This window comes from Nonomuraea sp. NPDC048892, assembly GCF_040649735.1.
Classification (GTDB): Bacteria; Actinomycetota; Actinomycetes; order Streptosporangiales; family Streptosporangiaceae; genus Nonomuraea; species Nonomuraea maheshkhaliensis.
In genome coordinates, this window is the sequence record NZ_JBEZFZ010000004.1 from 191921 (window position 1) to 209806 (window position 17886).

Genomic DNA, 17886 nt, shown 5'->3' on the forward strand with positions numbered 1-17886 from the left:
AAGACGGCTAGAAGATGATCGCCAGACCCACCGCGAAGAGGAACCCGTACGCCAGTTGCAGCTTGCCCGTCTGCTGCAGCACCGCGATCAGGGCCGGGCCCACCGCCTTGCTCAGCACCGCCCTGATGGGGGAGACCGCCAGCGGCGCCGCGAGCAGCACCAGGGCCGCCCAGGGCGTGATGGGGATCATCGCCAGCGCCACCACGAACGGCACGATCTGGCAGGCCACGTAGAGCGTACGGGTGCGCTCGGCGCCCAGCAGCACCGCCAGCGTGCGCTTGCCCGCCTGCCCGTCGGTGCCGACGTCGCGCAGGTTGTTGACCACCAGCATCGAGCACGACAGCAGCCCCACCGGGATCGAGGCGATCAGCGCCGCCCAGCTCAGGTGCTCCGTCTGCACGTAGGCCGTGCCCATCACGGGGACGATGCCGAAGAACACGAACACGGCCACCTCGCCGAGCCCGCGATAACCGTACGGGTGCTTGCCGCCGGTGTAGAACCAGGCGGCCGCGATCGCCGCCGCGCCCACCAGCAGCACCCACCAGGCCCGCGTGACGACGACGAGCACGAGCCCCAGCACCGCCGCGAGCGCGAACGAGCCGAGCGCGGCCGTCAGCACCTCGCGCGGGGTGGCCGCCCGCGAGCCCACCAGCCGCATCGGCCCGACCCGCTGGTCGTCGGTGCCGCGCACGCCGTCGCTGTAGTCGTTGGCGTAGTTGACGCCGATCTGCAGCGACAGCGCCACGAACAGGGCCAGCACCGCCCGCCACCACACGAAACCGCCTTCGCCGATCGCCACGCCCGTGCCGACCATGACCGGCACGACGGCGTTGGGAAGGGTGCGGGGGCGAGCGCCGGCGATCCACTGGGAAGGGGTTGCCATGTCCTGCTTGAACCTCTAGCTGATGTCGGTGGTGAGTCTGACCATCCGGATCGGACGGCCCATGTCGAGGACGCGTTCGGCCATGTCCTCACCCCAGCCCGCCGACTCCAGGAAGCCGAGCACCGCGTAGTTGTCGGCGAACACCCAGGTGACGATCTGCCGGAACCCGTCGTCACGAAGATAGTCGACCGTGGCGTTGAGCAGCCGGCTGCCATGGCCCCTGCGGACGAAGTCCGGGTCGACCAGCAACGTCAGCATCTCGGCCGCCACCCCGGGGTCGAGGTCGGGGTCCTCCGCGGGGGCGTGGGAGGCCAGCCCCACCACGCGCTCACCGCCGCGCGGGGTGACGAGGGCGGCTCCGGCGCCGCCCGCGCCCAGCGCGGGAAAGCCCTCGGTGTCGAGGATCGTCTCCACCGCCACCAGCACCCGATGCATGGGGGAGGGCGGGGCGACGATCGCCTCGTCCCACTGGCGCAGCCACATCTTCTCCGCCGCCGCGCCGGTCATCTGCTCGAGTGGGCCCTCGGGGAGGAAGTCCCGATAGCCGTAGCGCCAGGCGCGGATCTGAGTGTTCGCAACCTGGAGAACATCCTCGCGCCGGGCCGCCCGGACGCCTACGTCTGCCATCTCGGCCCGCTCCTTCGCCTGCCGTCCATGCCACAAGGCACGAGTTACACCGTATCGGTGTTTGAGCCTTGGAGACGACGCGAACCCCGCTTCCTCGCCCGGTAAGCCCGCGTCTTGGTGCGGTTGCCGCATACACGCATGGAACACCACGAGCGGGAACGGTTCTTCGACGAGTCGATGAACGCCCACCGACAGCTTTCCTCCGCGCACACCTTGAGCCGGTCCCACGACGCGGCCACTGCCGCCGCGGCGATGCGCGCCAGGCCGCCCGCCACGCCGGTGGCCGCAGGGGTCAGCCGGGGGCCACCGTCGGCGTCGAGGGTGACGAGGAGGGGCAGCGGGGGAAGCTCGGCCGGTCGCCTTTGTTGCGCCGGTCGCTCGGACGGGCGCTCGGGCGAACGCTCGGCCGGGCGCCGTCTGAGTGCCGCTCTGAGGCCCTCACGCAGGGCGTGGGCGGTGTGCAGGTCGTCGTCGGAGGCACGGTCGCGCGGGCCTGCCAGGCCGCGCTCGCGCAGCCACAGGGCCAGGTCGGCGGGGGAGGACAGCTCGTCCGCCTGGGCTTCGACGTCGAAGGTGTTCACGAAGTCTCGTACGAGCTCCGTGGGCAACGGCATGCCGTCACTCTACTGGGCCGATCTCCCGGGTTGATCTACTGGACTCGAACCCGGCCATCTACTGGGCTGCCCGCACTTTTGTGATCGTCAGGGCCTCAGCCAGCCGCCTGACCCCTTCACGCAGCTCCGCGAGGTTGGCCGCGGCCATGTGCGTGACCCGGATGCGCGGCCCCGGCGGCTCCGACGGGTAGTACATCCGGCCCGGACTCACCAGTACCCCGTTCTGCCTGGCCGTCTCCACGAGGGCGCCCTCGTCGACGTCGGCGGGCAGCCGTACCCAGAGATGCATGCCGCCGATCGGCAGCAGATGCGGCTCGGCCGCGGGCATGTGCTCGGCGAGCGCCGCCGCGAGCGCGTCGCGGCGGATCACGATCTCGGCGTGCACGGCCGTGAGATGCCGCCGCCAGGCCGGCGACCCCACGAACTCCAGCGCCGTCTCCTGCAACGGCCGCGCCACGAAGAACGACTCCACGAGCTGGGCGGCACGCAGCCGGTGCGCGGCGGGCCCCCTGGCGATCACGGCCGCCACCCGCAGGCTCGGCGCGAGGATCTTGGTCAGCGAGCCGATGTGCACCACCGTGCCGTCGCGGTCCATCGACGCCAGCGACGGGGGCGCCTGCCCGGTCAGGTAGCGGGCGTAGTCGTCCTCCACCACGAACGCGCCCGCCGCCCGCGCCACCTGCAGCACCTGCTCGCGGCGTTCGACGGGCAGGGTGGCGCCGGTGGGGTTGTGCAGGGTGGGCTGGCAGAAGAACACCCGCGCCCCCGTCATCGCGAACGCCTCGGCCAGCAGCTCGGGCCGCACGCCGTCGCGGTCCATCGGCACCGCCGTGGCCCGCAGCCCCGCCGCCCTGGCCGCGGCCAGCGCTCCCGGATAGGTGGGCGTCTCGACGAGGATGGGCGTACCGGGAGCCGCCAGCGCTCTGAACGCGTTCGTGAGCGCCGCCTGTCCGCCGCTCACGATCAACGCGTCGGCCCCTGTCACGTCGCCGCCGGCCTGCGTGGCGAACCAGCGCCGCAGCTCAGGCAGCCCGGTCAGAGGCGGCCTGGCCCAGGCGCCCGGCCTGCGTACGGCCCGCGCCGCCGCGGCGGCCAGCTGCTTGTCCGGCCGCAGCCCGGGCCGCAGATATCCACCGGTCAGCGGCACCACCCCCTCGGGCGCCGCCCCCAGCAGGGCCGTGATCGGCCCGTCGTCCACCACCCGATCCCCGAGCGCGACGGTCTGCCAGGACAGATCGGCCGCGTCCCGCGCCGGCCGCACGGGCGGTGCCACGAAGGCACCGCTGCCCGGCCGCGTCACCACCCGCCCTTCTGCGGCCAGCTGCCCGATCGCCCTGGAGACGGTGACGGGGCTGACGTTGTGCCGGCGCATGATCTCCCGACTGGACGGCAACCGCGCGCCCGGCCCGAGGCGTTCGGCCTCTTCACGCAGTATCGCGGTGATCTGAGCGATACTGCTATCGTTGTTCATGAGATCGGATGATAGCGCTATCGTCACCGGCGCAGTAGCGCTCCCCCAACCCGACCTTCACCCTGACTCCCCACCCACGCCCCAGCCCGGCGCCGAGCCCGAGACCCCACCACAGCCGCAGCCGCAGTCCCGCGATCATGACCATGACCATGGTCGGGAGCGAGATCACGACCGTGGACGTGATCGTCGGCGGGGGACAGCTCTGGCCTTCCTGGGGGTGCTGGCCTTCTCCGGCTCCTTCCCCGCCACCGTCTACGCGATGCAGGGCTTCGACCCCTGGCTCGTCGCGGTGGGCAGGGCCGCCCTGGCAGGCGTACTGGCCCTGATCTGCCTGCGAGCCAGCGGCCGTCCACTCCTCCCACGCAGAGCCGAGTGGCCCTCGTACGCGCTGATCTCCGGCGGCGTCGTCTTCGGCTTCCCCGTCTTCAGCGGCCTGGCCCTGGCCCTCGGAGCCGGCACCGCACACTCCGCCGTCGTCATCGGCCTGCTCCCGGCCGCCACGGCCGCCTGCGCCGTCCTGAGAGCCTCAGAACGCCCCCGCCCGCTGTTCTGGGTCGCCTGCGCGGCCGGCGCCGCCGCCATCACGGCCTTCACCCTCATCCAGCACCAGGGCGGCGCGTCCTGGCCCGACCTGCTCCTCGTCGCGGCCCTGCTGTCGGCGGCGGCCGGTTACACCGAAGGCGCCCGCCTGACCAGGCAGACGCCAGGCTGGCAGGTCATCTCGCACGTCCTCGTGCTCTCCCTTCCTGTGACGCTCCCCGTGACGGCGGTCCTGGCCCTCACCACCCCGATCACCATCACCCCCGAGGCCGTCGCCGGGCTCGCGTACGTGGCGGCGATCTCGATGTTCCTCGGTTTCATCCCCTGGTACGCGGGCCTGGCCAGAGGCGGCATCGCCAGAGCGGGCCAGACCCAGCTCACCCAGCCGCTCCTCACCCTGGTGTGGGCCTGGTTCCTGATGGGCGAGCGCTTCGGCCCGGCGACCGTGCTCGCGGCCGTGGCCGTGCTCGTCTGCGTGGCCGTCACCCAGCGCGCCCGTACTTGAAAGCCGTGACGCCGCGCCGCAGGATGGGAGTGGAGGTGTCACACCAATGGCTGACCTCACGATCCCGGAAGGCGGATTCTGGCCGGCGCCGGAAATCCCGCAGCCCAATATCTATCCCATGGAATGGCGAGTGGAGACCGAGAAGCTCGCCGCCATATACGAGAAATCCAAGCGCGTGGTCTGGAACCCGGCCGACCTGCCCTGGGACGGCCTCAATCCCGACGACTTCACGCGGGAGCAGCGCCTGGGCATCATGTACTGGTTCGCGGTCCTGGCGAACTTCGACGCCTCGGGGCCGGCGGTGTTCGCCCGCGCCACCATCCAGGCCTTCGAGAAACACGAAGAGGACCCGGTCAGAAAGTGCTTCTTCTCGATCACCCGCGACGAGATGAACCACGAGGAATGCTGCCAGCGTACGATCGCCAGACTCTGGCCGGGCGGCCCGCTCGACTGGACACCGGCGGACGACCTCGAATCGGCCGCCCACAACAACATCGGCTGGCTCTACCACAACGGCGGCCGCTACTGGACCGGCTACACCTCGGCCGTGGGCAAGTATTCGCTGCCCGTTCTCTTCACCAGTTTCATGATGGGCGAGATGGCCGCCTCCACCCTGTTCAGAGGCATGGCCTCGGGCACGAGTCATCCCGTCTTCGGCGAGATGTTCCAGCGGATCGGCCGCGACGAGTCACGCCACCTGCAGATCTGCATGACCATTCTCGAAACCGAATGGCCCGGCCTCACCGACGAGACCCGTACTTTGATCACCCGGCAGTTGAGGGCCGGTTTCGTCTTCCTCAGCATGATTCTCTGGGAGCCGCCGGAGGGCTTCTGGGAGCTTCCCCCTTACTTCCTGCCCAACCATCGCGTCCTCATGGACCATGCGCGGGAGGCGGGGCTGGGGGTGCTGTCGTACGAGGAGCAGGCGGAGAACTGGCGGGTGGCGATGGCCCGCGTCCGAGCCATCGTCGAACGGTGGGGGATCGCCTTTCCCGCCATTCCCGAGCTGGACCTGGAAGGAGTCCCCGTGGACTTCATCGACCCGGAGGACATCATCCCGGTCTTCTGACGCCCCGTTCCGAAGCCGCCGGCTGAGAACTTCGGAACGACATCAAGCAGCACGTCGTACGGCGGTCACCCGGGTGCCGTCACGTCATGTGACGGCCACACGACGCCGTCGTATGGCTGGCGACTTCTAGGATGACCTCATGTGGCCGCGCATAGACGGACTCAGAGTCCTCGAACTGGGCACTCCCGGCAAACTCCGCACCTGGCTCACCGACCTGACACTGTCGGGCGCCAAGACGGCCACAGCCGGCCTCCTGCCCCTCGACTACGAGGCCGAAGGCGAGGAACTGGAGCAGGTCGGGGAGAGACTCGTCCTGGTGAACTCCTCCGGGGAACGCACCGCGGAGATCGAGATCACCCGAGTCGAACTGACGCCGTTCGCCGAGGTGAGCTGGGAGTTCGCCCAGGCGGAGGGGGAGGGGTACAGCTCGGTGGAGGACTGGCGGGAGACGCACCGCCGCTATTGGGCGGAGCAGGGGTACGAGGTGAGCCACGACACCACGGTGGTGTGCCTGTGGTACCGGGTCGTGTCACGCGTAGGCGGGCCGCCAAACGGAAATCCAGCCCCACCCGCATGACGCCGCCCCGCTCGCAGCACTGAGACACCGCCCCTCACGCTCGTCGGCGAGGCCCGCCACCGTGCAGGTGCGACACCGCCTCCCCGAGACGGCAGCGTGCCCCAACCCTGGCGATCACCCCTGAGAGCGAGCCTGCCATGGAACAGGCGTAACCCCGTTCCTCGGCTCGTCAGAGGCTCGGCCACCCGGGGAGGACGACGTCGTCGCGTCGGGTTCGCGAGAGACGTCCCGCCATGGAACCGGTGTAACCCGGTTGCTCTACTCGACGGAGGCCTAGCCGCCGGGCAGGCGCGGCACCGTCTCGCACGTTCGCGTGAGACGTCCCGCGCTATGAAAGGAGGCGTACCCGTTGCTCGGCTCGTCCGTGACGTGACCGTGGCTTGGCCGCCGGACAGCACGGCATCCTCTCGCCGGGTTCGCAAGAGACGTATCACCATCGAACAGGCGTAACCCCGACCCCTCTACTCGTCGGAGACGTCCGCTACCGACCACTGGCGACACCACTTCGTCCGCATTCCGGAGACATCCCGTCGTCCCCATCCACCGGCACCTCAACTCCGCGCACCCCGCCACTCACTGGCCTGCCTACCCCTCTCGCCCGGAATGACCTCCCACATGCCCGGGATGACGTCCACAGATCCGAGCGAGTTTCCGACCCGCTCAGCCTTATCCGCCCTGCCCACATCGGCGATGATGCGCGCCGACACCGCCGATCCACCTTCTCGCCGCGACCACCGCCACCATCTCCGGCGGCATCAAACATCCGGCCAGCGGCACCTACATCCGGCCAGCGGCACCTACATCCGGCCAGCGGCACCTACATCAGGCCAAGGCGTCTGTACCGGCCGGCGGGGAAAGTAGGACAGACGGAGAACAGAAGGACGGACGGAGGACATACGGACACCTGTCGGGGCGCCTGACATCCCATAGCGGCTGAGCCGTAACCCTCGACCCCAGTACGCCGCATCCTCTGTATCGCCTGCAGCCCCTTCAGTCGCCGCATCCCGATATCCGCCGCATCACTCCGATATGGGCCACTGCTCCACAGGGGCGACGAAACTGCCACGATGCGGAATGCTGTACGCCCATCCCTCCTCCCGTAGCAACGTAAGAGCCCGCCGTACGGTCTCCCGTGCCGCACGGAATTCACGCACCAGATCGACCTCGCTCGGCAGCGGCTTACTCGGCACCAAGGCGCCACTTCTGATCCGCTTTCTGAGCTCATCGGCGATGTGTCGATAGAACGGCGTCTGCCTGCCTGATGGCCCGGTCTGGCCGGGAGCGTTGACAAATGTCCCCTCTCCTTGCCGCGTATGAACCAGCCCTTGGTTGCGCAGCACACGAATCGCCCTGCGCGCTGTCGTGCGCGCGACCTTGAACTCCCGCTGGATCCCCGCCTCGCTGATCACAAGATCTCCAGGCGAAAGATCGGCGATGATGCGCGCTTTGATGACCTCGCTGATCTGGAGATACAGGTACGTCCCGCCCTCGCGATTCGGCACGCTACAAGGTTATCCAACGACCCCGTCAAACACAGGGCAATCAAGAGCCCCGATTCCCCGGCCACTTTTCGGGATCGGCCACAAACGTACCCCTATACGGCACGGTGAAGACCCACCCCTGCTCCCGCAGATGCGCGACGGCCTGCCGTACCGTCACCTTCGCCACACCATATTGTCGTATCATCACTTTCTCGCCGGGAATGGCACTGTTTGGCGTGATCTCACCTCGCTGGATACGTTTGACAACTTCACCAGCGATTCTCTGATATATAGGCACCTTCCGTGGCGTGCGAGGAATGCCCGGCTGACCGACGTACGTCCCCTCCCCCGGAACCGTGTACGCCAGCCCCCGCTCCCGCAGTTCCCTGGCGACGCGACGCGCGGTCGTCCGAGCGATGCCATAGTGCTCCTCAAGCGCGGCCTCACTCGGAAGAACATCGCCAGGTCGAAGCACCCCACTGTCGATCTGATCGCGGATCAGGCCGGCGACCTGCTGATAGAGCGGCACGGGACCCGTACGATCGAGCACGCCCGGATTATAAACATTTCAACAGTCCTGACTCACCGCCCCACAGCCACCCCTTCACCCCAGCCGCCCCAGTCGACCTACACCGGCAAAGTAGCGATGAGATCAGGGCGTCATGGGCACGTCTGCCACCAGCAGCACCAGCGGCCCTGTACGTCGTCTGCACTGGCGCCAGCAGCACGGGCAACAGGCAGCCCCCTGGGCCCTGCACGCCGTCTGCACCGGCGCCGGCAGCCCGGCGACCCTGTGCGCTGTCCGCGTCGGCAGCACCGGCAGTCCTACGTGCCGTCCGCGCTAGCGCCTCAGCAGCACCGTGGCCCGTATGCCGTCCGCTCCGGCGACCTCGCGTGCCGTTCGCACCGGCGCGCCAGCAGCAGGCAGCCCCGGCACCCTGTGCGCTGTCAACGCCAGCAGCACCGGCAGCCTGCGTGCCGTTCCGCACCAGCAGCGCCAGGAGCACCGTTGCGCCGGTAGCATCGGCGGCTCTGCGGGGTGTCGCCCCGGGCGCTACTCCTCTGGATCGTCACCGACTCAAAGACACCCCTGCTCGCGACTCAGCGTCACGAAGGGGAGCCTTGCCGAGCGCGAACGATGAGCCGCGAGATGGCGAGGCGTCAAAGGCGCGTTCGGCACCAGCGGCACGAGCAGCCCGGCACGCCGTTCGCACCGGCGCCAGCAGCAGGTAGCGCCGGCAGCCCTGAGCGCCGTTCGTGTCGTCCACTTCGGCAACATCGGCGGCCCTGTGCGCCTCCCGCACTGGCGCGCGCGCCAGCAGCACCGGCATAGCCCGCGTGCCGTCCGCGCAGGCAGTATCGGCGGTCCTCCGTTCCGTCCGCGCTACCAGCACCGGCATACCGCTCACGTAGGCACCGCCGGCAATCTCGTGCGCCGTCCGCACCCACAGCACCTCAGCGCCAGCAGCACCGGTAACACCCACCAGCAGTTCTGCGTACCCCCTCACCGACGCGTAGTCCTGCACGCCGTCCTCGCAGGCAGCCCTGTGCACCCTCCGCACCGGCAGCACCAGGAGCTCTGCGCGCCAGTAAGCACTGATAGCCCCGCGTGTCGTCCGAGCAGGCAGCCGTGGCGGCCTTCTGCGTCGTCCGCATCGGCAGCGCCTCAGTGTCAGCGGCACCGGCATGCCGTCTGCGCAGGCAGCCCTATGCACCCTCCGGGGCGGCCCTGTGGACCCTCCGCGCAGGCAGCACCGGTGACCTTGTGTGTTGTCTACGCCGGGGCGCCGGCAGCGTCTATCGACGGCGCCTGGGGGACTTGCAGCACCCGGAGCACCTGCGGCGGTTGATCCCAGTGGGCTGCCGGAGCGGAAGTGGCACTACCTGTGGGATGCACGTGCGGACGTCGGCCATGAACCGCGGACGCGAGCCCGTGGACCACCGAAACCCGCAGGCGATCCGATCGCCCATCCGCCGGAGAGACGCCGTGCTGGAGCCGGGCCTGGAAATGGTGACGGCCATCGCGGTCCCTTGAAGACGCAGTTCAAGGGATGTCATCGCGATGGCCGCAGACAACAGTGTGCCGCCTGAGCCACCGTTTAGTGAAGGGGTTCCTAACCGGTGGCTCCGACTTTCTGTTGCGACCCTTGGTGAAGGCCATGGGTCGCAACCTGACGAACACAAGCTGTTGCCCCCACGCGCCACCGAACGGGAAACACGTCCCCGCTCGGTGGCGCAGGTACGAGCGAGCGCCCAATTTGCGCCATTGCCATCGCAAATTGCGAACCGGACACCGTTGGCAATGACCCGCTTTGAGGCGCCATCGCTGACGTACCGTGCGTCTTGCCTGATCCAGCTCATGTGTCCACCCGAACCCTCCATATCCTCCAATATGGCGAGAATGGGCTTCAACAGGATCGTGCAAGACCATGGACGTGGCCCCGTGCTTACCAGGGGCATGGTGCCACGCCATGACGAGTTGTGGCCGGCTGACGTCCATAACGGCCTACCCGCGCCATTAGATTCTCATGGGCACCCCTTGGAAAACCACCGTTCGACGCTATATCCAGGATCATTCCGTTTGCAGCGTGCCGACCTCCTGATGTGCGCTGCAATTGATTTAGGTGGGAATCCGCCTCCAGGCTCCATCCGTGATGATCAGATGGTCGAGGAGCCTCAGCCCGACGGTCTCTGTGGCTTCGATGAGCCTGGCCGTCGCCTCCAGGTCGGCCAAGCTCGGCTCCAGCGACCCGCCGGGATGATTGTGGGCAAGCCCGAACATCGCCCCGCCGGCCGTGAGCACTTCCGTGATGAGCTCCCGTACGGGCAGCACGGTGTGATCGCTCCCGCCCTCCGTCAGCACCGCGCGCTTCAGCACCCGCCCACCGGTGTCGCAGACGACCAGGACCAGCCGTTCATGGGTGCAGTCGCGCAACAGCGGCTCGCATGCGTACGCCAGATCGGACGTGCTGGTGATCCGCGTACGCTCAGGACAGGCTCCGGCCCGGCGCGCCAGATGGAAGGCCGCCGTCACGCGCGCGGCTTTGGCCGGCCCGATGCCGTGCAGCGCCAGTAACCGGTGTGGGTCGGAACGGCCGAGCCCGTCGAGATCTCCACAGTGCTCGATCACTTGGCTGGCCAGGTCCAGGGCGCTCGCCCCGCGGAACCCGGAGCCGAGCAGGACAGCCAGCAGCTCTCGGTCCGCCAGGGCGGCGGCACCCGAAGCCATCAGACGTTCGCGCGGTCGGTCGCGCTCGGACAGGTCTTTGACTCGCATCGGCAACCTCCGCAACCGTTGTATCAACCCGCACCGACAATCTCTGACCTGCGCATTCGCCGAGATCGATCGCACGATATGCGCGCAACGTCCCCATCTGTTGGGAGGGGGTGGGTGCGTGGGTCGCGGCTCTCACACGGGTGCGGAACCGGCCAGGCGGTCCGCGCCCCCCGACCGACAGGCGGCCCGGTGGTGCCGTCCGGCGTCGGTACGGTCATGGCCCAGCGTGTGGCGGCACGGTCCGGGTCGATGGTGGTGACGCGGCCATGGACCGGCCTGTGGCGACAGGGCCGTGGCATGGCGCGGCGACAAGGTCACGGCTCGGCGCGTGGCTGCACGGTTACCTGCTCGGCGTGCGTCGGTACGGTCACGGCCGGTGTGTGGCGGCACGGCATGGCCCGGCACGTGGCTACAACTTCATGGTCCGGCGCGTGGCCGCACGGTCCTGGCCTGGCGTGCGTCGGCGCGGTCGTGGCTCCGGCCAGCGGTAACGCGACCACGGTCCGGCCTGCGGTGGTCGGCCTCTGATGAAGTGGGCGGAGGCGGCAGTGGTGGCTGCATCTCGCCGAGTGGAAGTAAATGATCTTGCTGCGCGCCGTTTACCTGGGTGAACGAGGCTGAGTCGGGGCACTGCATGGCTTCGAGCGAGTCGCGCTTCAGAGGGACGACACCCGATTCGTGGACATCGGAAATATCCGGACAAGCGCGTGGGTGGCGGAGCTTGCTGTTCGCGGGGAACGCCCAGACACTCGTGGTCGGATAGCCGCTCTGAAGGGCCAGAGGCAGCAGCGAATTCAGGACGCGTGAACGAATGGAGGCAGGAGCGGCCAATTGAAGGGGGTGGATCTCTGCATGGCGCCCCTGCCCGACAGAAGAGTAATCCGTAACCGGCGGCGGGGTACTGCTTTTCACTTCTCCGAGTGCTTGCCGGAGGCGGCTGGGGCCCCAATGTCTCGTTGATTCGCGCAATGTACGGGAAATGCTGACTTGATGACGTCCAGCCGAGTAACGGACGAAGACTCTTCGCGTGTATAACCTGGCTGAACAGAAACGTACGGGCGGAACTGTTCTATTCGGGTGGGAAACCACCTGCCGACTTCCGCGTCCGGGCAGCCGACGGAGAAGACTGCAGAGGCGAAAGCGTCAGAGGGAAGCCGTTCTGCGCGACGTGGTGGCCATTGGTCGACGCTCGCGCCGGCCACGGTGTCGACGCCGCTCCGAGGATCAGTTCCGCCGGATCGCCGAGTAGACACCCGGCCCGAGCCTGGCCCAGGGACGATTCAGTCGCACGAATTTCGTAGTGAGCGGCGTACGGCAGGTCTTCGGGTAACACGTCCCGGGCCTGATCCGCCGCCCTGTCGTGATCGTGTTCCGGTCGACGGAACGCTTGCTCTTCAGTCGAGTCGTGCCCAGGCCGCACATCTCCGCACACGTACATAGGTCCAAGGCGGTGCAAACCCCGCCGAATCGCCCCTGCGTTCAGCGTACGGGCCGCCGCCGGCTCAGACGCCTCGCCAGTACGGAAGCTCCGGGCGAGACGGGGCCACTCGCCCGGAGCTTCCCGCCCTAAACAGGCATGCTGTACATCACCCGGAAGCGATCGCCGGGAATCACGATGTCGCTGGTCTCCACCGGACGGTCGCCCGCCCAGTGCGTACGTTCGACATGCAAGACGTGCACGCCCGCCGCCAGATCGAGCGCATCGCTCTCCACCGGGCGAGGAATGCGGGTATGCACGCTTTCGACGATCTCAGTGATCTTTATCCCGTGCCCGTACATCCGCGCGACCAGGCTCCGCCGCTCCTCGTCCGAATGGGCGGCGAACTCCCGCAACTCGTAGGACGTCGCCAGTTGGAGTGGTTTGCCGTCCCCGCGGAAGACGTAATGCGTTCTGGTCAGCGTGGCCGACTCGGGCAGGCGGAGCCGCCTGGCGATGTCGGGGCCCGCTTCGGCCGGCTCGCTGTGCCAATCCCAGGTCACGCGCCGGCCCTGGGACTGCAGGTCGGCGGCGAACGGGGCGGGATGATCAAGAAAACGCCATCGGTAGAGCGGGGTGAGATCGGGGCGTTCTCTGACGTAATGGCCCGAGCCCACTCGGCCGATGATGAGGCCTTCGCCCGCGAGCACACGTAGCGCGTGACGGGCGGCGGTCTCGCCGACCTGGTATTTACGGGTCAGCTGCGCCCGCGAAGGAATAGGCGCGCCGGGGGGAAGGGTGCCGTCGGTGATCTGTCGCCGGATGTCTTCGACGACACGCAGGTAGACCGGATCTGAGGTGGCCACTAGTGCATCCCTGGGGGTTCGTGTGAGGCGTTGCCCCATGTTGCCGTATTCGACAGGTAACCGACCGTCATCGATGACTGCTGGAGCCCCAACTTTGCGATGGTGGAAAATTATCGGAGAAACCCTGTAACGCCGATGTAAGGGGTGCCGATTCTCCGATAGAGGTCGTCGATGTGTGTACCCCCGAGCACATATCGGCGACCTCTTCCATGTCCGCCTCGGGAGGCGGTGCCGTCTGCCGGGTGTAGAACCCCTGGTCAGTCCTGCTTTTCGGGGCTCGGGAAGAGGCGCTCGAACGCCGGTTCAGCGGCCTCCCCAACCCATGGCGGTCCAGGCCCCCCGCTGACTGGATCCCCGTCCAGTCTGCGCAATTGGTTGTTGCTCGGGCAGATCGCTGCCATCTTCAGTCGCGGTCCTCACGCTTCGTGAACGCAGGGTGCTCGGTCTGCGTCTCGTGAGCTCGTGAAAGGTCGGGTGCGCTGTGCCGCTTGCCGCCCGCGGCGGGCCGCTGAGCATGGAGCACAAGTGGTCCTCGGGTACCGCCGTTGAGTGGCTGTTCAGGAGAGGTGACATTTCTCCTAAGTTGCGAGCTCGAAGGCGTTGCCGGCCTCCCTGTGAAGCTCCCTCCCGCAGGGTTCGCGTGCAACCGTGCTCCCATGACGTCGAACATCCAAGAGGTGCATCATGCTCGATATCGGCAAGCTTCTCCCGTCTGACCGGAATGTGTGGGAAGGCTTGTTCCGTTCGTACATCGACTTCTACGAGCGGGTCGAGCCAGATGAGATGTACGACAGGGCGTGGCATGAATTCCAGACCGATGCCACGCTGCACGCGCTCGGGGCGAGGATCGACGGGCGGTTGGTCGGCATCACACACTTCCTCACCCATGGGAACACCTCGACACCCGGTACGGACGTCTGCTACCTGCAAGACCTGTTCACCGCTCCAGATGTCCGCGGCAAGGGTGTGGGCCGCGCCCTGATCGAGGCCGTGGCGGATTGGGCTCGGAGTCGCGGCTGCTCGCGGGTGTACTGGAACACGCACGAGTCGAACAGCACCGCACGGCACTTGTACGACAAGGTCGCCGAGAACCGGGGTTTCATCCGCTACCAGATCGAACTGTCGTCGTAGGTGGCCAAGCGGTGGCTGTCGGAGGACATCGCTCATAGGCCATCGAGTTCCGTAAAGCTGTCCCGGCCGTTCAAGGTGTGGCTCCGGTACGTGCCCCTATCGGTGACACTTCCGTAGCTGAGCGTCGTGCCCGGGCAGGGGTTCGAGGCGCTTGCAGGCTCATGAGTCGTCGGGCCTGGGATCTTGCGAAGCGCAGTGCCACGGCCGTATTGGGCTGAGATGTCGGTGCTTCGGCGGTGTGGTCGGCCCGGTGGGCGTGCTGGTTCGTGACGCCGAGACTGCGTGCATGGGGGCACTTCAGCCGGTGGCGGACACCAATGGTTCACGGGCGGCACTGTCGACGGCGTCTCGGCCTGTTGCTGGATCGACGATTCCCGCGTGCTGCGATTCGCGCCGCGTCTCCGGAACGCCCTGCCCTTGAGCGGCGAGAATGCGTCCTCGACCCGGGACGGCTGCGGGCGGCGAACGATCAAGCGGCCCTGGTCCTTGGGCGCACTCTTCTCCGGACTCATGATCGCCTCCGATACGCCGCCGGATCCGCGTCGCCCGGCTCATCGGCGACGGTCGGGGGAGTCGGTTTCATCGCTTACCGTTGAGGTGCTGGGCGGCAACGTCCGGCGAAAGGGGGCAAAAGGCGGCTCCAGGCAGGCAAAGCGGGGTGGCGACGTCCAATGGTTTTCTGAATCCAGGTAGCGTTCGCACTATGGCATCGCCAACTGGAACCACTGACGCGCCCTTCGGCCGTATGCTGACCGCGATGGTCACGCCGTTCACCTCCGACGGCGAGGTCGATTATGTGGCTGTGCGACGTCTTGCCGCTTATCTGGTGGATGAGCAGCGCAACGACGGCTTGATCGTCAACGGGACGACGGGTGAGTCGCCCACCACCTCGGATGAGGAAAAGCAGCGCATCGTCAGCGCCGTCCTCGAGGCGGTAGGTGATCGCGCGACCGTGGTGGCGGGAGCCGGCACCAACGACACTCGCCACAGCGTCGAACTCGCGAAGCAGGCAGCCCGCGCCGGCGCGCACGGTCTGCTGGTGGTGACGCCTTACTACAACAAGCCTCCGCAAGAGGGGCTGTACCGGCATTTCACCGCCGTCGCCGACGCGACCGAGCTGCCGGTGATGCTGTACGACATTCCCGGTCGTAGCGGCGTGCCGATCAAGACCGAGACCTTGATCCGGCTGGCGCAGCACGACCGTATCGTGGCCGTGAAGGACGCCAAGGGCGACCTCTTCGCCGCGAGCCAGGTGATGAGCTCGACCGATCTCGCCTTCTACTCCGGCGACGACCTGCTCAACCTGGCCTGGTTGTCCCTTGGCGCGGCCGGGTTCGTCAGCGTCGTCGGGCACGTGGTGGGCGCGGAACTGGCGCGCATGATCCACCTGCACAAGAACGGGGACGTCGAGCAGGCGATGGCCATACACGGCCAGGTGGCGCCCGTGGTGGACGGGATCATGCTGCGCGCCGGCGGCGCGATCATGGCAAAGGCGGCACTGAGCATGGTGGGGGTGCCGGCCGGTCCGGTACGCCTGCCGCTCGTGGACGCGACAGAGAAGCAAATCGCCGAGCTGCGTGCTTGCCTGGTAGCCGGCGGGGTGAAGTTGACAGACGCATAGGAACGGGGAGGAACCGGGAGTTTTGAGAACAAGATCTGACCGTGGGGGCCAGGCATGAGCCATCCGCATCCTGAGCTTGGCCCCCCGCCGATGCTGCCCGAAGGCGGCTTGCGCATCGTTGCGCTCGGTGGGTTGGGGGAAATCGGCAGAAACATGGCCGTCTTCGAATATGACGGTCGCCTGCTGGTCGTTGACTGCGGGGTGCTGTTCCCCGAGCCCGACCAGCCGGGTGTCGATCTGATCCTGCCCGACTTCGAGTACATCAGGGACCGGCTCGACGACGTCGAAGCCGTGGTGCTGACGCACGCTCACGAGGACCATATCGGGGCGGTGCCGTACCTCCTGCGCGAGCGACGCAATATCCCGCTCATCGGCTCCAGACTCACGCTTGCCCTGATCGAGGCCAAGCTGACCGAACACAGGATCCAGCCGACCAAGGTCGAGGTCGTCGAGGGTGAGCGGCACACGTTCGGGCCGTTCGACTGCGAGTTCTTCGCGGTCAACCATTCGATCCCCGACGCGCTGGCCGTCGCCATCAGGACCCCCGCAGGCATCGTCCTGCACACCGGCGACTTCCGCATGGACCAGTTGCCCAGCGACGGCCGGCTCACCGACCTCGGCGGTTTCGCCAGGCTCGGCACCGAGGGCGTCGACCTGTTGATGTCCGACTCCACCAACGCCGAGGTGCCGGGATTCGTCACCAGCGAGCGCGAGATCGGGCCGGTCATCGACGAGGTGATCCGGACGTCCGAGCAGCGGGTCATCGTGGCCAGCTTCGCGTCGCACGTACACCGCATCCAGCAGGTGATGGACGCCGCCGCCAAGCACCGCCGCAAGGTGGCCCTGGTTGGCCGGTCGATGGTGCGCAACATGGGCGTGGCCCGCGACCTCGGCTACCTCAAGGTGCCGCCGGACCTGATCGTCGACTCGCGCGACATCGAGGAGTGGCCGCCCAAGGACGTGGTGCTCATCTGCACCGGATCCCAGGGCGAGCCGATGGCAGCGCTGTCCAGGATGGCCAACCGCGACCATCCGATCCGCATCGCCGAAGGCGACACCGTGCTGCTGGCGTCGTCGCTGGTGCCGGGGAACGAGACGGCGGTCAACAAGGTCATCAACGGGCTGACCAGGTGGGGCGCCCGGGTGGTGCACAAGGGCAACGCCAAGGTGCACGTCTCCGGCCACGCGGCCGCCGGCGAGCTCCTGTACGTGCTCAACCTGACGCGTCCGTCGAACTTCATGCCGGTGCACGGCGAATGGCGCCATCTGCGTGCCCACGCCAAGCTGGCAGCCCTCACCGGCGTGCCCGAGGATCACATCGTCATCGCCGAGGACGGCGTCGTGGTCGACCTGGTCGACGGACGCGCCAAGATCGTGGGCGCGGTTCACGCCGGATACGTCTACGTGGACGGCTCGTCGGTGGGTGAGATCACCGACACCTCGCTGAAGGACCGCCGGATCCTGGGCGACGAAGGATTCATCTCCGTCGTCGTGGTCGTGGACTCCAACACGGGCAAGCTCACCGCCGGCCCTGAGATCCACGCGCGAGGGTCGGGCATCGATCCGATGCAGTTCGACGAGTTCATTCCGCAGATCCAAAGGGCCCTCGAGGAGAAGGCCGCGGATGGTGTGGTCGACATGCAGGAGATCCGCCGGGTCGTACGTCGCACGGTGGGCCGCTGGGTCAGCGACACCTATCGCCGCAGGCCCATGATCATCCCCGTGGTGGTCGAAGTCTGACCTTGGTGAGGGTACGGCAGGCGTCCCTGCCTGCCGTACCTGCGGGCGTACGCGCACGAGGCCGTCA

At 67.7% G+C, this 17886-nt stretch carries 15 protein-coding genes; 6 read left to right on the forward strand and 9 right to left on the reverse strand.

The genetic code is table 11. The annotated features are described in order from the left end of the window. Window positions 1–7: 7 nt before the first annotated feature. The 4 genes from AB0C28_RS14685 to AB0C28_RS14700 are packed head-to-tail and all read right to left on the reverse strand — an operon-like array spanning window position 8 to window position 3595. The gene (locus AB0C28_RS14685) at window positions 8–883 is read right to left on the reverse strand and encodes a 1,4-dihydroxy-2-naphthoate polyprenyltransferase (protein ID WP_357837566.1); all 876 of its coding nucleotides are present in this window, start codon (window positions 881–883) and stop codon (window positions 8–10) included. A gap of 15 nt (window positions 884–898) precedes the next feature. Beyond that, the gene (locus AB0C28_RS14690; protein WP_346110147.1) at window positions 899–1510 is read right to left on the reverse strand and encodes a GNAT family N-acetyltransferase; all 612 of its coding nucleotides are present in this window, start codon (window positions 1508–1510) and stop codon (window positions 899–901) included. Between the two features lie 44 nt (window positions 1511–1554). Then, window positions 1555–2124, reverse strand: a complete 570-nt coding sequence (locus tag AB0C28_RS14695; RefSeq protein WP_358074682.1) for a CGNR zinc finger domain-containing protein — start codon at window positions 2122–2124, stop codon at window positions 1555–1557. A gap of 58 nt (window positions 2125–2182) precedes the next feature. Next, a complete protein-coding gene (locus AB0C28_RS14700) occupies window positions 2183–3595 on the reverse strand; it encodes a PLP-dependent aminotransferase family protein (RefSeq protein ID WP_357837561.1) in 1413 nt (470 codons plus the stop codon). 202 nt (window positions 3596–3797) lie between these two features. Here AB0C28_RS14700 and AB0C28_RS14705 point away from each other — a divergent pair, with 202 nt between their 5' ends. The 3 genes from AB0C28_RS14705 to AB0C28_RS14715 all read left to right on the forward strand — a co-directional run bounded on the left by AB0C28_RS14705 (window position 3798) and on the right by AB0C28_RS14715 (window position 6286). Beyond that, the gene (locus AB0C28_RS14705) at window positions 3798–4640 is read left to right on the forward strand and encodes a DMT family transporter (RefSeq protein WP_357838010.1); all 843 of its coding nucleotides are present in this window, start codon (window positions 3798–3800) and stop codon (window positions 4638–4640) included. A 118-nt stretch (window positions 4641–4758) separates the two neighbouring features. Continuing rightward, on the forward strand, window positions 4759–5709 hold the full coding sequence (locus AB0C28_RS14710) for a hypothetical protein (protein ID WP_358074685.1): 951 nt from the start codon (window positions 4759–4761) through the stop codon (window positions 5707–5709). A gap of 139 nt (window positions 5710–5848) precedes the next feature. Next, entirely contained in the window at window positions 5849–6286 is a 438-nt protein-coding gene (locus AB0C28_RS14715) for an ASCH domain-containing protein (protein ID WP_357837555.1), read from the forward strand. A 1019-nt stretch (window positions 6287–7305) separates the two neighbouring features. Here the strand turns inward: AB0C28_RS14715 and AB0C28_RS14720 are convergent. The 5 genes from AB0C28_RS14720 to AB0C28_RS14740 all read right to left on the reverse strand — a co-directional run bounded on the left by AB0C28_RS14720 (window position 7306) and on the right by AB0C28_RS14740 (window position 13327). Beyond that, window positions 7306–7788, reverse strand: a complete 483-nt coding sequence (locus tag AB0C28_RS14720) for a GntR family transcriptional regulator (protein ID WP_357837552.1) — start codon at window positions 7786–7788, stop codon at window positions 7306–7308. Window positions 7789–7828: 40 nt separating this feature from the next. Further along, window positions 7829–8317 (reverse strand): GntR family transcriptional regulator, encoded by a 489-nt coding sequence (locus AB0C28_RS14725; protein ID WP_357837549.1) that lies wholly within the window; start codon window positions 8315–8317, stop codon window positions 7829–7831. A gap of 520 nt (window positions 8318–8837) precedes the next feature. Further along, complete coding sequence (locus AB0C28_RS14730; RefSeq protein WP_358074688.1) at window positions 8838–9293, reverse strand: hypothetical protein; 456 nt, start codon at window positions 9291–9293, stop codon at window positions 8838–8840. A 1094-nt stretch (window positions 9294–10387) separates the two neighbouring features. Further along, window positions 10388–11044, reverse strand: coding sequence for a DNA repair protein RadC (gene radC / locus AB0C28_RS14735; protein ID WP_358074691.1), 657 nt, complete (start codon window positions 11042–11044; stop codon window positions 10388–10390). 1566 nt (window positions 11045–12610) lie between these two features. Further along, window positions 12611–13327 (reverse strand): GntR family transcriptional regulator, encoded by a 717-nt coding sequence (locus AB0C28_RS14740; RefSeq protein ID WP_357837540.1) that lies wholly within the window; start codon window positions 13325–13327, stop codon window positions 12611–12613. A gap of 684 nt (window positions 13328–14011) precedes the next feature. Between AB0C28_RS14740 and AB0C28_RS14745 the strand changes: the two genes are divergently transcribed. The 3 genes from AB0C28_RS14745 to AB0C28_RS14755 all read left to right on the forward strand — a co-directional run bounded on the left by AB0C28_RS14745 (window position 14012) and on the right by AB0C28_RS14755 (window position 17819). After that, window positions 14012–14458 (forward strand): GNAT family N-acetyltransferase, encoded by a 447-nt coding sequence (locus tag AB0C28_RS14745; RefSeq protein WP_357837537.1) that lies wholly within the window; start codon window positions 14012–14014, stop codon window positions 14456–14458. 703 nt (window positions 14459–15161) lie between these two features. Beyond that, on the forward strand, window positions 15162–16079 hold the full coding sequence (gene dapA, locus AB0C28_RS14750) for a 4-hydroxy-tetrahydrodipicolinate synthase (protein WP_357837534.1): 918 nt from the start codon (window positions 15162–15164) through the stop codon (window positions 16077–16079). 54 nt (window positions 16080–16133) lie between these two features. Further along, window positions 16134–17819 (forward strand): ribonuclease J, encoded by a 1686-nt coding sequence (locus tag AB0C28_RS14755; RefSeq protein ID WP_357837531.1) that lies wholly within the window; start codon window positions 16134–16136, stop codon window positions 17817–17819. The last annotated feature ends 67 nt before the right edge of the window (window positions 17820–17886 follow it).

Excerpts from the sequence above, each read along its gene's own strand:
- AB0C28_RS14685 (WP_357837566.1), bottom strand. The coding sequence starts at position 883 with ATGGCAACCCCTTCCCAGTGGATCGCCGGCGCTCGCCCCCGCACCCTT.
- AB0C28_RS14690 (WP_346110147.1), bottom strand. The coding sequence starts at position 1,510 with ATGGCAGACGTAGGCGTCCGGGCGGCCCGGCGCGAGGATGTTCTCCAG.
- AB0C28_RS14695 (WP_358074682.1), bottom strand. The coding sequence starts at position 2,124 with ATGCCGTTGCCCACGGAGCTCGTACGAGACTTCGTGAACACCTTCGAC.
- AB0C28_RS14700 (WP_357837561.1), bottom strand. The coding sequence starts at position 3,595 with ATGAACAACGATAGCAGTATCGCTCAGATCACCGCGATACTGCGTGAA.
- AB0C28_RS14710 (WP_358074685.1), top strand. The coding sequence starts at position 4,759 with ATGGAATGGCGAGTGGAGACCGAGAAGCTCGCCGCCATATACGAGAAA.
- AB0C28_RS14715 (WP_357837555.1), top strand. The coding sequence starts at position 5,849 with ATGTGGCCGCGCATAGACGGACTCAGAGTCCTCGAACTGGGCACTCCC.
- radC (WP_358074691.1), bottom strand. The coding sequence starts at position 11,044 with ATGCGAGTCAAAGACCTGTCCGAGCGCGACCGACCGCGCGAACGTCTG.
- AB0C28_RS14745 (WP_357837537.1), top strand. The coding sequence starts at position 14,012 with ATGCTCGATATCGGCAAGCTTCTCCCGTCTGACCGGAATGTGTGGGAA.
- dapA (WP_357837534.1), top strand. The coding sequence starts at position 15,162 with ATGGCATCGCCAACTGGAACCACTGACGCGCCCTTCGGCCGTATGCTG.
- AB0C28_RS14755 (WP_357837531.1), top strand. The coding sequence starts at position 16,134 with ATGAGCCATCCGCATCCTGAGCTTGGCCCCCCGCCGATGCTGCCCGAA.